Origin of the sequence: Acidovorax sp., assembly GCF_046339755.1 — a bacterium.
Classification (GTDB): Bacteria; Pseudomonadota; Gammaproteobacteria; order Burkholderiales; family Burkholderiaceae_C; genus Acidovorax.
Genome location: NZ_JBKDTZ010000236.1, coordinates 1 through 13123 on the forward strand (window position 1 = coordinate 1; position 13123 = coordinate 13123).

Genomic DNA, 13123 nt, shown 5'->3' on the forward strand with positions numbered 1-13123 from the left:
CCGTCTACCGGTTGCACGGCGGGGTGCTGCACAACCTGCATGTTTTTGACAAGCGGGGGGAAGTGGTACCCGAGTTTCTGGCGGCCGTTCCGCTGGAAGACAGCTTCTGCCAGTTCGTGCTGAAGGATGGTGTTTTTCGCACCGTTGATACCGCGCATGATCGCAGGCTGGACGGGCATCGATATCAAGGTGCTATCGGCTCCTACCAGGGCGTGCCCTTGTTAGACAACGCGGGCGAACTGTCGGGCACTCTCTGCCACTTCGACGTGGAGGCCCATCCAGTCGATGACAACGAGTTCGAGCTCTTTCGCCAAGCGGCAAAGCTGCTACCAAAGTACCTCTATAAGGCGGCATTGCGGCTGTAGTGAACAGGCGGCTTGTCGCGGCGCAATCGCCGACTCACCCAATCGCATCTGTATCAAGGCGCGGGCATCTTGCCATCCGGCCCGACTGCTGCAAGTGCTTCACGCCCTTCTGGGGTGATCGCCAGCACCACGGCCCAATCGCTTGCGGGGTCGGCTTCCACAGTGAACTCAGCCTCGAGCAATCCTTGCAGACGCAGTTGTTCGGCCCAGCCAGCCTGTTCGCCGACGATGAGGAACGGCAATTCCCGCGCAGCGAGTGCCACCAGCAGGTCGTCGCTTGAACGCAGCACGGGCAGCGGTGCGGGGGTATCCACCCCGGCCAGCCGGCTGCGAATCCAGTGTTCTCCGCCAAGCAAGGAGAGTTTGGAGAATTCGTCCTCCGACAGCAGCATATGGAACGAGACAGGCATGTCCCCAACGCCCCCGCCTTCCGACCACTGGACGGCAGTGAGGTCCGGCCCGCCGAGCCGCCGGCTTTTGGAGTACACCACTTCGCCACTCTCCAGGTCTACCACCTGGGCCCAGTCAGCCTTGAGCCGACCACCTTCGTCGATGCACTGCCCGAGCGTGCCTCTGAAAACCAGATCGAACCAGCCGCCTGAAGTGTCTCGGAGCAGATTTGCGAACAGTGCGTGTGTCATGCTTTCCCTCAAAAGCTTGGATGGAGACCTAGAACCTGCGCTTCGCGAACGTGGATAGCTGTAGGAAGCGACCACCTATCGAAAGCAAGCTATCTAGCAGCGTCCCAGAAACAGCCGGGTCGCGTGCATTCCCACGGGCGTCCAGTGCAGCGCGGGCGACATGGCTTGCACAAGCAGGTTGCGTTTGCCGGTGGCATCGAGCGCGGGGTATCGGTCTTCGAACAGCGTCAGGTCTGTGTCCAGTGGGAGACTTCCCTGCTCCGTCGGTCGCTGGGCACCGCGCGCTGCTTTCAGGCGCTCTGCCACCCGAAAGCTCATTTGGCGCACCTTTGCGCCCTCGCTTGCATTTGATTCGAAGTTGGCGCCGTCTGCGCTCTCAGGGCCCCGGATCCAGTCGTGGATCACCTGCAATTCATACGGAGAGAACACGCCGAACATTTCAGCCCGCTCGCCCTGCAGCAATTGCCAAAAGCGGCTCTCGGCAGCGGGCCGGTTGCGCTTGATCCAATTGGCCTGCTCCAGCGCAGCCAGAAACTCGGGGGTGTTGTCGGGGTTCGACAGCCAATCGTTGACGCTGCGGCCAGCGACCTTGCAATAGTCCGAATGCGCGCCGTGGCCTGCCGGCGCCTTGCGCGACAGGATGCGTACGACCTCGCTGTCGATGTCGAAGCCCTGGATCACGTCCACCGTGCTGACACCGGTGTCGCCCAGCTTGGCACCGACCCGCACGCGCCGCCAGTATTCGCCGCCGTCATCGATGCGCGGCGCGTTTTCCAAGGCAGCAGTACAGGCCCGCATGGCATGCCCTGTATCAGCGTTGTCCACCGTGACGTGCAGCGTGAAGTAGTAGGGATCGATCCCGAGTTCGTTGAGTTCGTAGGCGGTGATCAGCAGATGCAGGGGCAACTGCTCGTAGCCGAGATTGAAGCCGATGATCTCGGGCAGGAAGTCCTGGGCGTTCCAGCCCAGGGCCAGCTGCACCAGCCCTTGCCGGTACAGCGCGTCCGGCAGCTCCTCCAGCGGGTCCAGGCCGTTGCTTGCCAGCAATGAGCGGTAAAGCTTCACATGATTCTTGTCCGCCAGGCCGTCACCCAACTCTTCGACATAGGTGGTGACCAGATCCGACAGGCGCGCATTGTCAGCATGCGCGCACAGGCCGTACAGCCACGAGCCATCGACCAGCTTCGTTGGAGCAATGTTGCGCAAAAAGTAGAGGGCGTGCGCGCGGTTCATGAAGTAGCGCCGTGGTGCGCCAGCCTTGCGCCCCTGCAGGTAAGCCTGGTACTGCGTGTGCACCTTCTCGACATTGGTCTGCATCCAGGCAGTCAGGCCCTCGGGAGCGTCGGGCAGGCCGTCCTCGCTGGTTGCCAGTTCGTCAATGGTGCGCCGCAGGAAATCGGCCGCGCCTTGTCGATCCTGCTCGCTAGGCAGATGGTTGGCCAGCCGTTCGTACAGGGGAGCATGTGCGAACCCGGGCGAAGCAGCTACCGCATGCGGCTGGGCCGGGGCTACGGGTGGCTCAGAAGTGGGGCGGTCGAGCAGATGGAGGTACATGGATGGGTCGAAAAGGATGAATGCCTTAGCCTGCGCCCTCGGTCCATCTACAACCATCGGGCCAAGGCCCTCCTGGTCGTCGTCATCCTCCTACGGTGCTGGCGCGAGCTGGCACCCCGTCCAGGTATCCCCATTGCCGCAGCAGGTCTAGCTGTCGGTCCGACACGCGCGCACCAATGTCGTTCCGATAGCGCAGGTTCGGCACGTAGACCTTGCTCGCCACCTCCAGAGCTCTCAGGCGGGCCGCATCCACAGTGGCGGCACACCCCGTGGCTACGCCCACATAACCGCATGTGCCGCTGGTGACCAGGTCGCCATGGCGCATCTCCACCTCGGCGAAGGCAATGGCTTCACGGTCAGCAGGCGTGAGGTCGTGATCCAGGATGATGGGGATCCCCTTGGATAGTTCTGCGTAGCCCTGGCGGTAGGGGAAAGGCGGCACCGTCAGCACCACCCCCACCGCGAAACCCGGTGCCGTATCGAAACGGGCGGCCGAGCGGCGGGCCATGGCCAGGAAAATGCTCTCCCACGGCTGGCGATGCAGTTGCTCGCAAATGGCGTAGCCCGGGTAGCCGAAGCGGCTGGTGAACTCCAGCGGCCAGAGCCCATCAGCATTGGCCATCAGGTTGACGTTGATGTAGCCGCAGTACCCTCCGTCGCGCAGAACGCACGCGAGCGGTCGCAGCACCAAGTCGAGCAACGCGCCGCTGCTCTCGTAGCTGACCACCGTTCCCATCTCGCCCGTCAGCTCGCCCAGTTCACCAGGGAAGAAGCGTTTGTGCTCGAAGTCAATGCAGGCGGTTTCCAAGAAGTCGCTGCCGTTGAAATATCCGCCGACGCCGATCTCGATGCCTTCGATGTATTCCATCAGCACGAAGTCCAGCGGCTCGGGCGTTGCTTCGCTGTTGGCGTGGAACTGCAGTAGTGCCGCCAGGTCTCGGCTGTCGCTGGCCTGTGCGATGTAGTTCTTGGTGCGCAGGCTGTGGGTACCGTTGAATTTGAGGACGTAGCGCTGGTGCCTGCCGGCCACGAAGTCTGCTGCGTCGCGGTAGGAGCTGAACGCGTGGCTGCTGGCGGTGCGCAGGCCCGCCTGCCGAAGAATGGACTGGCCGTACTCCCGGTCGCCCTCCAGCCGGTCGCCCAGCGCACTGCCGCCGATCACCTGGAAGCCCTGCGCACGCAAGTCGTCTTGCACGGCGCCCTGGTCGGCCGTCTCGAAGATGATGAGGCCCTGCTCCGCCGCTTCTTGGACCCACCCCAACTCCTGCTGCCAATCGTCGGTGCGTGCCACCATTCCGCTGAAGACGCCGTGACTGGCTTCGTCGCGTACAAACACTCGGACCTCGTGCCCGCGTGCCTGCATGCCGGCGTACATGGCGGCCAGGTCATTGCATTCCCCGATGCCCAGAATCCTCATCAGCCAGCCTTTTGCACCACCAGGCCTATGGCAGCGATGCGGTCTACGCCACGGTACACATCGCGGTCCAATTCTTCGCCGAAAACGTCCGGATCGATTTCGCGCCGCACAAAGCCGCATCCGGCGTTAGCTGCCGTGCGGGCGGCCCATTCAGAAAAAGGATCCTTCCCCCGCACCACGGCACTACCGGTATAGAGGATGAGGCGCCCACCCGGTGCGAGGTGGGCAATGGACTGCTCCAGAATGCGCTGCGACAGCCCTTCGCCATAGTCTCCCCCGCCATGGCGGTAGGTGCGCTGGTCAGCATCAACCAGGTAGGGCGGGTTGGACACAATGAGATCGAACTCGCCGGAAACCTGGCTGAACAGGTCGGACTGAACAATGGCGCAACGTTCGTGCAACTGCGCAAGGCGGGCATTGGCCCGGCTCAGCGCAAGTGCTCCGGGGTTGATGTCGGCCAGCACCAGTTCTCGCACGGGCGCAAAGCTAGCGCGCACCGCCGCCAATCCGCCCGGTCCGCCACCGCAGCCCATGTCGAGGATTCGGCTGCTGGCTTTGATTGGACGTGCCGCGAGTTCGCTGGCCACCAGCGCGGCGAAGCGGTAGGTGTCTGGCCCGAAGAAGACGGCATCCTCCTGTGTGGTGGGATAGCCGGAATGGGCATAGAGGTCGCGACCCAAAGTGCTGAAGCGCAGCGTGCTCCGATAGCGCCCCTCGCCCACTCCTTCCAACACCCCACCGGCGCACAGGCCCTCCAACAGACCCATCGGAAGCAGGTCGGCGTCGAAAGGAAGGTTCCAGCCGAAGGCGTCGCGCAGGTCTCGCGCCGCCATGCTGCCAAGGTTGCGCAGAACGCGCTGGTGCGTCAGTGGAGTGACAGTGATGAATTCGTACTGGCTGGATTGCAGATGGCGGCCCAGTGCAACCACCAGCTCGATGCCCTGCTCACCCATGGTGCTCAGCAGCCGCGGTGTGCGTAGACATCAAGTCGCCGGCCCATGCACCGCCCGAGGTCTTCGCGCTCTGTCGCCACCGGCTGGCGCTGATCGCGATCGCTGGATTGGCGGGTCGCATCTCCTTCTTCAACCAAGCCCACCGCCGCCGATGCGCCGTAGGCGACCATGGCCAATCCGGCGCCGATGAACGATACCGCGTGACCAGTATGGGGAAGTTGCTGGAACATGGGAGTCTCCTAGTGCATCGGGCAATCTTGTGCCCGCGACTTACCCCGCGTTGTAGGAAAACTGCCAGAGCCAGACTGCTTCACGGCAGCGCGCCGCGGCATCGGACACTTGAAAGCACGGGAGACATTTCGACGCGTCCGCCACCTCAAGGGGGTGTGCCCCTGATGTCGTTGGCGTAGATAGCTGCAACGCCACTGGACTGACTTCTCTGATCTTTGCCATACCCATCAATGCCAGTCGTGCGCTTGTCACCTCATTTTTTTTTTATCCTTTATGGCTTGTGAATATGCATTTCCGACAGCTTTAGAAGATTGTTGGCAGTCAGCCTGCTCTTTCGTTCCAGGCTCGATCAGTGCAAGCACCGCCGCAAACGGATTGACGGCTGTGCCCAATACCAGCGCCGCGCCGCCTCGGGCCAGCAGCGGAACCTTCTCCAATTCGAACTCGGCCTCGCGAAAGCTACCCCAAGCGTGGATAGGGGTGCGAAAAGACAGAATGCCAGGGCTTTTCGGCTTGGCCTCTATGCGCACATCGAAACGCTCATCTTTCAGCGAGAACGCGCCACTCCCTTGAACCACCGTCTGTTCGGTATCCACTGCCATAACACGCGAGTTCCCGTGACCGTTCTTCACCTCGAATGCAATCGCCCCGCAGTGCACGGCAATCTCTTTGTCACCGCCAGCCAAGAGCGCCAGTATCTTTCCGCCATTCAGACCTGCCGCAGCATCCACCAAGTTAGAAATTCGCCCGCCAGCAACTGCGGCCGCCAGATCTCCGTTGGCGCCCGCCGCAGCATCGGCAATAGAGTCACCAGTACCGCGCAGGTGCATCTGCGCCCCAATGGTGCCTGCGCCGTTAGCAAGCCGCGGGCTGTCCGGAACGATTTTCGCCACCTTCAAGCCGCGGAAATCAACCTTCACATCCGAGCGCAATAGCTTTTCGTCACGCGCGTCCAGGGTTACTTTGGCTAATTTGGCGCCGCCGTCAAAGCCTAAATGACGCGGCTCCAGTTTGGCAACTGCATCGTGCAGGCTGAATTTGAACTGCATGTCTTCCACAGGCAAAGCGGTGGGCGCCTTCAGGTCGGCAGCCCGGTAGGTCACCTCGGCATCGACAGCACGTAGCCGCCCGCCCTCAAATTTGCCAGTGGGCAGGATGCCGTCGCCTTTGCCGGCGGTGGTACCCGAGGGGAGCACCTTTTTGCCCGAGGTGGCGCGCTCCTTTGCCTTGGCCTGCTCGCGAGTCGAAGTATCTGAGGCCTTTGGACGCGTTGCGGAAGAAGAAGCCTTCGTGGCCTTTGTCTCCAGTCCAATCACAGGGCCCAGGTCGGCAATGTTCAGGAGCTTGCTCTGAAGGTCGGCAGTCAAAAGCGGCCGCGGCTCCTTCTCGAGGTACGCACCGCTGCAACGCACGTCGGTGGAGCCGATCTTGACTTTCAGGTTGTCGATTGCGTAGCGATTGCCCGACTTTACGAGTCGGCCATCGAAAGCGTCAGGTGGCGAGGCGGGCAACGGCAGCAGCAGAAACGGGTACAAGCTGGCAAGGGTGTCACCCTCGATGGCGAGGTTTACGTCGATGCCGGAGATGTTGGCCAAATCGGCAACCATGCCATCGACTTTGACGCGGGTGGTGTTTGCATCCAATGAACCCTGGATGGGAAACGGGATATCTGTTTGCTGGAAACTCAGTACATCACCCGTGCGTGCAGCCCCCTTGAAAGGCGCTTCGTGGTAGGTGCCTGCGAAAGCGTAGCGGGTGGTGAATTTGCGATTGCCGGCTGCGCAGCGGCGTCGGTCACCTTGTCCTTCACCTCCGGCTCAAACGTGCTGACGTTGATCGTCACCTCGAAGGGCTCGCCATGGTCCACGTAACGTAACGTCCCGTTGTCAACGGAGACACTGCCTATAAGGATATTGCCGGGCTCCCGAGATTCATCAGGCTCTTTAAGGACCCAGTTTTTTCGATCATCCTTCGCCTTCTCGAACACGAAATGGGCGTCGGACATCGCAGCGCGCGGAACCAGGAGCTTCTTCTTCCAGAGGTCGCGGAGCGATACAGAAAAGGACAGCTTGCCAATCTGCGCCATAGGCTTAGTCTCCGCAGACCAGTCTGCATTCGCGAACTTCACCCCTTCCAGAATGATTGTGGGAGTGAGCCCGAGCTTGACGTCCAGAGAGGAGATTCTGAACTCGCGCTGAGTCTTCTCGCTTACGTAGCGCTCCACGGGTGCCCGAAGCCAGTTCCAGTTGAACAAGATCAAGAAGACGGCCAGTGCGAGGAACACTGCCGTGGCAGTTATCAGCCATCGCGGCTGGCCAGAGCGTCTGCCTGCTACGCCACCGCCAGTGCGGTTCCACCAGTGATTTTTTGTAACGAGGACCATCTCTCCATAATAATCCCGTCGCTTGTGGAGCGTTGTAGGACGTCAAGCCGGCCCGGCTGCACACTGACCGCGATGAAGGCATCTGTTGTATTGCGCTGGATTGAATGCATTTTGTCCGACAGAGGCCGGCCCAAGATGCTTCTAAAAATCGGTTCCTGGATTCGGCAGCGGAACTGCTGAACGCCGCGTCAGCCTTGCGGGTAGTCGACAGCTGAATCCGCAGCCTGATATTTTTTTATTCCTAGATAGGAGTGCCAAATGAGCTTCTTCAGCAAGATTTTTTCCAAGATTTTCCCTTCGGCAAAGGCCGCTGACACCCCTGCCGCTCCGCCCACGGCAACCCCACCCGCTCCTTCGTCCAGCAGTGCCCCGATCGCGCCAGCGCCTGCTGCACCATCGTCGATTCCGCTCGGCGATGTTGCGCCGATCCTTGATGCCATGCCCGGGGCTAGCGGTCTCAACTGGCGAACTTCGATTGTGGATTTGCTCAAGCTTCTCGGTCTGGATAGCAGCTTGGCCGCGCGCAAGGAGTTGGCCCAAGAGTTCACCTACTCGGGCAGCGATGAGCCAGGCTCTGCAGCCTGGAATATCTGGCTCCACCGGCAAGTCATGAGCCGCATCGCCGCCAACGGCGGTACTGTGCCTGCTGAATTGCGGGATTGAATCTCGTTAACTGACGCTAAGCAGGCGTCAGGCGCAGCATTGTGCGGCGCGTGCCCTTACCTACCATCTGCAGGTGCGGATCGGTAGACAGGTTGCGCGCTGTGCGCTTGGGCACTCAAATCTGACGGACCTTGGTCAAGGTCATGCGCGCCCACTCCTCTAGGCCCCAAGTCCAATTGCGACGCCAGACGTACCGGTCGGGGCCATGCTGATCGCTGAGGGGGCTGGGTTGTGTGAAAACGAACTCAATGGCCAGCCGAGCGTCTGAAGGTAGATCAAGCGCACGACGGGTTGCCAGCAAGGCCGATCCCCAGACAGCCGCGCCAGCGCGCTCTGCGGGAGAGACCATATCGTGAGGGTTCCATCGGCTCTGCCACGCCTCCAATGCCACGTGATCGCGCCAAGCCATCAGTGGCTCGACGCCGCCCAGAGCGCAGATGATTCTTACTGCATCCAACGCGCCGAGGGCGACGCGTTCGTCAGGGTAGGGACCATCGATGATTAGCCTCAGAAACATGAGCCGAGGGAGATCGTCCGCGGATTCTGCTTGAGGCCCAATGCCATCAAGCTTTTCCGGCTGCGGCCGCGTCTTCGATCGCAGCCGCCTGGCCCAACTTCCCCAACTTCTCATCGGTCGCCTTCTCTTCGGCGAGCGAGGCCTGCAGCAAAGGCACCGCGGCGGTGTAGCCTAGTTTGGTGGCCAGGGTGATCAACGTCGTGTAGCTTGCGATCTCGTAGTGCTCCACCTTTTGCGCCGCGCCGATCAGTGCAACATCAAGCACCGGACCCTTGTCGATCTCGTCAATCAGATCCTTGCCTTCTTCCACCAATCCTTCCATGGCCGCGCATTTGATGCGCTTGAGCTTGAGGTTGAGCAACTCCACGACTTCATCAATGCGGGCCACTTGCCCCTGCGTTTCCTCCAAATGGTCCAGAAATGCTTGGGAGAGCTGCGGGTCAGCGGAGGCACGTGCCATCTTGGGCAGCGATTTGGTCATCTGCTTCTCGGCGCTGTAGGTGTCCGAGAGTTCGTGAAGAAATAGGTCGGCGACAGTCTTGACGGCCATGGTGGGCTCCCAGGTTGAAAGCCGGAATCCTCAGGTTCAACTCCACGGCTTTTAGTCAGACAACACCTCGTTTCGATGCGTCTGCAAAAGATGTTGCACTCGGCCATTTGTCTGACACCTAATGCAATAGCCAACTCGCAGCATCGGGGCCCGCGTTGCACAAAAAGAGTTCCGCAAATGCCCCACTCCGTTACCCTAACTGTCAATGGCCGTGCTCGCACGCTGGAGGTTGAGACCTCAGTCACGCTGCTTGACTTCCTGCACGACAAGCTGGGCCTTACCGGTGTCAAAAAGGGATGCGACCATGGCCAGTGCGGCGCCTGTACGGTGCTTGTCAATGGCGAGCGCATCAACTCCTGCCTCACGCTTGCCGTCATGAGAAATGGCGCCAGCGTAACCACGGTTGAAGGCTTGGCCAAAGGCAACGAGCTGCACCCCCTGCAACAGGCCTTCATTGAGCGCGACGCTTTCCAATGCGGCTATTGCACACCCGGACAGTTGTGTTCCGCCCAGGGCCTGATGAACGAGGGGCATGCGCGAACCCGTGAGGAAGTGCGGGAACTGATGAGCGGCAACCTGTGCCGCTGCGGGGCCTATGTGCAGATCTTGGATGCGGTAGTCGAAGTAGCGCTGGCTGAAAGGGGGCAGCAATGAGCCCATTTGCCTTTGATGCCGCTGCAGATACCGCAACAGCCATCGCACACGGGCGCGATGCAGCCTACATCGCGGGCGGTACGAATCTGCTGGATCTGATGAAGGAAGGGGTGGCGCGCCCTCATCAGCTGATGGATATCAATGCCCTCCCCCTGGCGGACATTGAGCCATCTCCGAACGGCGGCCTGCTTCTTGGCGCACTCGCACGCAATGCTGCAACGGCCTACCACCCTCTCGTACGAGATGGCTATCCCATGCTGGCCGCCGCCATCCTGTCAGGAGCCTCTCCGCAGATCCGCAACATGGCAACCGATGGCGGAAACCTGCTGCAGCGTACGCGCTGCTATTACTTCTACGATACCGGCACCCCCTGCAACAAGCGTGTTCCAGGCAGCGGATGCTCAGCCATAGGCAACTTGGCGCGTCAGCACGCCATCCTGGGCGCAAGCGCGCATTGCATTGCCACACATCCTTCCGACATGTGCGTGGCCCTTGCAGCATTGGAAGCAGTGGTCCATGTGGACTCGTCCGCCGGCCGCCGCAGCATCCCTTTCGCCGACTTCCATCGCCTCCCGGGAGACCGCCCCGAGCTCGACAACACACTGCAGCCGGGCGAGTTGATCACCCACATCGAACTACCTCCTGCGCAGGCGTTCGCGCCGCACAGTGCCTACCTCAAGATCCGGGAGCGCGCTTCGTATGCCTTTGCCCTTGTATCGGTGGCCGCTGCACTGGAACTCGACGTGGACGGCCGCATAGCCCAGGCTCGCATTGCACTGGGTGGGGTAGCCCACAAGCCTTGGCGCCGACCCGAAGCAGAAGCATTGCTGCACGGCCAGCACCCGGAGTCCCCGGTGTTTGCCAAAGCCGCCGAGGCACTGATAGCCGGGGCACAGGCCCAAGGTAGGTCATTGGGCAGCAACGCCTTCAAGATTCCGATGGCGCAGCGCGCCGTGGTGCGTGCGCTCGAAATGGCCCTCGCAGGCCAAACCAGCCTGCTGCCTGGCAGCGCGAACAAGGAGTAAAGCGCATGACTCTCGCTACCCTATCGTCCTCGCCTTCCACGTCACAGCAACCAATGGCGGAGCCTGGGACAGGCTACGTCCAGATTGGTGATTCCATATCGCGTACCGACGGTCGCGCCAAGGTCACCGGGCAGGCGCTGTATGCGGCAGACCACTTCGTGGCCGGCATGTTGTTTGCGGTGGTGGTCAATAGCACCATCGCCCGTGGCCGCATCGTGCGCTTCGACCTGGAACGGGCGAGAACGACGCCGCGTGTGCGCGACATCATCACGCACGAGAACCGGCCTCACAAGAGATCGATGGACATCTTCTACAAGGACATGACCGCCCCGGGCGGCTCGCCTTTCAAGCCTCTGCACAGCGACGCCATTCTGTACAGCGGCCAGCCTATCGCCGTGGTGCTGGCCGAGACCTTCGAGGCGGCCCGCGAGGCCTCTCAGCTGGTGCGGGTGGAATACGAGACCGAAGCACACGATACCAACCTTCTGACGCAGTTGCACCGCGCACACGAGCCCAAGGGTTTCAAGGCAGGCTATGTGCCACCACCGAAGCCCAAGGGCGATGCCGATGCTGCCTTCGCTTCAGCGCCGGTGAAAATCGATGCGCAGTATTACAGCGGCGCGGAACACCACAACCCCATGGAAATGCACGCTACCACCGTGTTGCGGGGCGAAGACGGCCACCTTACGGTGTACGACAAAACCCAGGGATCCCAAAACAGCCGCTGGGTGGTCTCCCGCGTGTTCGGCCTCGGCAAAAGCAAGGTCACCGTCAAAAATCCGTTCGTGGGCGGCGCCTTCGGCTCAGGGCTGCGGCCTCAGTACAACCTCATCCTGGCGGTGATGGCCTCGTTGCACACAAAGTGCTCCGTGCGGCTGGTGCTTACCCGCCAGCAAATGTTCACCTTTGGGCACAGGCCCGAAACCACGCAGCGCGTCAGGCTGGGCGCCGAGCGCGATGGCAGGCTCACCTCCATCATCCATGAGGCCCTCGCGGAGACATCGCGCCTGGAAGACTACGTGGAGGTGGTGGTGAACTGGTCGGGGCAGCTGTACATGAGCGACAACGTGCGCCTCGAATACAAGCTCGTGGACCTGGACCGATACAGCCCCATTGACATGCGGGCGCCAGGAGCTGCCCATGGCGTGCACGCCATCGAGGTGGCCATGGACGAGCTTTCCTACGCGCTCGGCATGGATCCATTGGCGTTGCGCCTGAAGAACTATGCAGAGCTAGACCCATCAACCGACCTCCCCCATTCCACGAAGGAGCTCAAGGCCTGCTATGCCCAAGGCGCTGAACGCTTCGGCTGGGCCCGCAGGGCGCCTCAGCCGAGGTCGATGCGTGAGGGCAACGAACTGATTGGCTGGGGCATGGCCACAGGCGTGTGGGATGCCATGCAGATGTTCGCAAGGGCCCGCGCCGTGCTCTACCCCGATGGCCGGCTGGAGGTGAGCAGCGCCGCCAGTGACATCGGCACGGGAACCTATACCGTGATGGCGCAGATTGCGGCTGCCGCGCTGGGATTGCCACTTGAGAAGGTGACGTTCAAGCTGGGTGACTCGACGTTGCCGGTTGCGCCCATCGAGGGCGGCTCCTCGCACGTGGCCACGGTGGGATCGGCGGTGGAAGGTGTGTGCGAGAAGTTGCGCAAGACCTTGTTCAAGATCGCACGCAAGATCGATGGGTCCCCCTTCGCGAAAGCGCGCTTTGCCGACGTGGAATTCCACCGAGGCACTGTTCGCCTCAAGGGGGTGGCGGGAGCACAACTGCCCCTGAGCGCCATTCTGGCGGCCGCTGGTGGTGAACCCCTTGAGGAGAAATACCTGATGCTGCCGCACATGCTCAAGCAGCGAAAGTATTCACGAGCGACCCATTCCGCTGTGTTCTGTGAGGTGCGCGTTGACGAGGCGCTGGGCACGGTGCGCGTGACACGCGTGGTGAGCGCGATCGCCGCAGGCCGCATCATCAACGCCAAGACAGCGCGCAGTCAGATCTATGGCGGCGTGGTCTGGGGTATCAGCCAGGCGCTGCATGAGGAGGCGCATTCGGACAATGCCCTCGGCCGCTTCATGAACCACAACTACGCGGAGTACCACATCCCCGTGCAGGCCGATGTGCATGATATCGATGTGATCTTTGTAGATGAGGACGACAGGATCGTCAGCCG

At 61.5% G+C, this 13123-nt stretch carries 12 protein-coding genes and 1 pseudogene; 5 read left to right on the plus strand and 8 right to left on the minus strand.

The window, feature by feature from the left end; genetic code table 11:
* A pseudogene (locus tag ACK59X_RS20105) lies at positions 1-365 on the plus strand (guanylate cyclase); the annotation flags it as partial.
* A 53-nt stretch (positions 366-418) separates the two neighbouring features.
* Here ACK59X_RS20105 and ACK59X_RS20110 read toward each other — a convergent pair.
* From ACK59X_RS20110 to ACK59X_RS20140, 7 genes are all read right to left on the minus strand, one after another.
* A complete protein-coding gene (locus ACK59X_RS20110; RefSeq protein WP_409960128.1) occupies positions 419-1006 on the minus strand; it encodes a hypothetical protein in 588 nt (195 codons plus the stop codon).
* A gap of 93 nt (positions 1007-1099) precedes the next feature.
* On the minus strand, positions 1100-2560 hold the full coding sequence (locus tag ACK59X_RS20115) for an iron-containing redox enzyme family protein (RefSeq protein WP_409960130.1): 1461 nt from the start codon (positions 2558-2560) through the stop codon (positions 1100-1102).
* An 82-nt stretch (positions 2561-2642) separates the two neighbouring features.
* Positions 2643-3935 (minus strand): phosphoribosylamine--glycine ligase, encoded by a 1293-nt coding sequence (locus tag ACK59X_RS20120; RefSeq protein WP_409960132.1) that lies wholly within the window; start codon positions 3933-3935, stop codon positions 2643-2645.
* 41 nt (positions 3936-3976) lie between these two features.
* Complete coding sequence (locus tag ACK59X_RS20125; protein ID WP_409960134.1) at positions 3977-4930, minus strand: methyltransferase; 954 nt, start codon at positions 4928-4930, stop codon at positions 3977-3979.
* Between the two features lie 5 nt (positions 4931-4935).
* Positions 4936-5160 (minus strand): hypothetical protein, encoded by a 225-nt coding sequence (locus tag ACK59X_RS20130; RefSeq protein WP_409960136.1) that lies wholly within the window; start codon positions 5158-5160, stop codon positions 4936-4938.
* 249 nt (positions 5161-5409) lie between these two features.
* Positions 5410-6849 (minus strand): AsmA family protein, encoded by a 1440-nt coding sequence (locus ACK59X_RS20135; RefSeq protein WP_409960149.1) that lies wholly within the window; start codon positions 6847-6849, stop codon positions 5410-5412.
* Positions 6846-7445, minus strand: a complete 600-nt coding sequence (locus ACK59X_RS20140) for an AsmA family protein (RefSeq protein ID WP_409960137.1) — start codon at positions 7443-7445, stop codon at positions 6846-6848. The genes ACK59X_RS20135 and ACK59X_RS20140 overlap by 4 nt, the downstream gene beginning before the upstream one ends.
* Positions 7446-7802: 357 nt before the next feature.
* Here ACK59X_RS20140 and ACK59X_RS20145 point away from each other — a divergent pair, with 357 nt between their 5' ends.
* Positions 7803-8207: a DUF3597 domain-containing protein gene (locus tag ACK59X_RS20145; protein ID WP_409960139.1), complete on the plus strand. Its 405-nt coding sequence runs from the start codon at positions 7803-7805 to the stop codon at positions 8205-8207.
* A 563-nt stretch (positions 8208-8770) separates the two neighbouring features.
* Here the strand turns inward: ACK59X_RS20145 and ACK59X_RS20150 are convergent.
* Complete coding sequence (locus tag ACK59X_RS20150; RefSeq protein ID WP_409960141.1) at positions 8771-9274, minus strand: ferritin-like domain-containing protein; 504 nt, start codon at positions 9272-9274, stop codon at positions 8771-8773.
* A 177-nt stretch (positions 9275-9451) separates the two neighbouring features.
* Here ACK59X_RS20150 and ACK59X_RS20155 point away from each other — a divergent pair, with 177 nt between their 5' ends.
* The 3 genes from ACK59X_RS20155 to ACK59X_RS20165 all read left to right on the plus strand — a co-directional run.
* Complete coding sequence (locus ACK59X_RS20155) at positions 9452-9928, plus strand: (2Fe-2S)-binding protein (protein WP_409960143.1); 477 nt, start codon at positions 9452-9454, stop codon at positions 9926-9928.
* Entirely contained in the window at positions 9925-10953 is a 1029-nt protein-coding gene (locus tag ACK59X_RS20160; protein WP_409960145.1) for an FAD binding domain-containing protein, read from the plus strand. The genes ACK59X_RS20155 and ACK59X_RS20160 overlap by 4 nt, the downstream gene beginning before the upstream one ends.
* A 5-nt stretch (positions 10954-10958) precedes the next feature.
* A partial coding sequence (locus ACK59X_RS20165) for a xanthine dehydrogenase family protein molybdopterin-binding subunit (RefSeq protein ID WP_409960147.1) occupies positions 10959-13123 on the plus strand: 2165 nt, incomplete at its 3' end.

Bases quoted from the DNA above. Each gene is read 5' to 3' on its own strand.
- ACK59X_RS20160 (WP_409960145.1), top strand. From the start codon at position 9,925: ATGAGCCCATTTGCCTTTGATGCCGCTGCAGATACCGCAACAGCCATC.
- ACK59X_RS20155 (WP_409960143.1), top strand. From the start codon at position 9,452: ATGCCCCACTCCGTTACCCTAACTGTCAATGGCCGTGCTCGCACGCTG.
- ACK59X_RS20125 (WP_409960134.1), bottom strand. From the start codon at position 4,930: ATGGGTGAGCAGGGCATCGAGCTGGTGGTTGCACTGGGCCGCCATCTG.
- ACK59X_RS20115 (WP_409960130.1), bottom strand. From the start codon at position 2,560: ATGTACCTCCATCTGCTCGACCGCCCCACTTCTGAGCCACCCGTAGCC.
- ACK59X_RS20145 (WP_409960139.1), top strand. From the start codon at position 7,803: ATGAGCTTCTTCAGCAAGATTTTTTCCAAGATTTTCCCTTCGGCAAAG.
- ACK59X_RS20120 (WP_409960132.1), bottom strand. From the start codon at position 3,935: ATGTACGCCGGCATGCAGGCACGCGGGCACGAGGTCCGAGTGTTTGTA.
- ACK59X_RS20110 (WP_409960128.1), bottom strand. From the start codon at position 1,006: ATGACACACGCACTGTTCGCAAATCTGCTCCGAGACACTTCAGGCGGC.
- ACK59X_RS20130 (WP_409960136.1), bottom strand. From the start codon at position 5,160: ATGTTCCAGCAACTTCCCCATACTGGTCACGCGGTATCGTTCATCGGC.
- ACK59X_RS20150 (WP_409960141.1), bottom strand. From the start codon at position 9,274: ATGGCCGTCAAGACTGTCGCCGACCTATTTCTTCACGAACTCTCGGAC.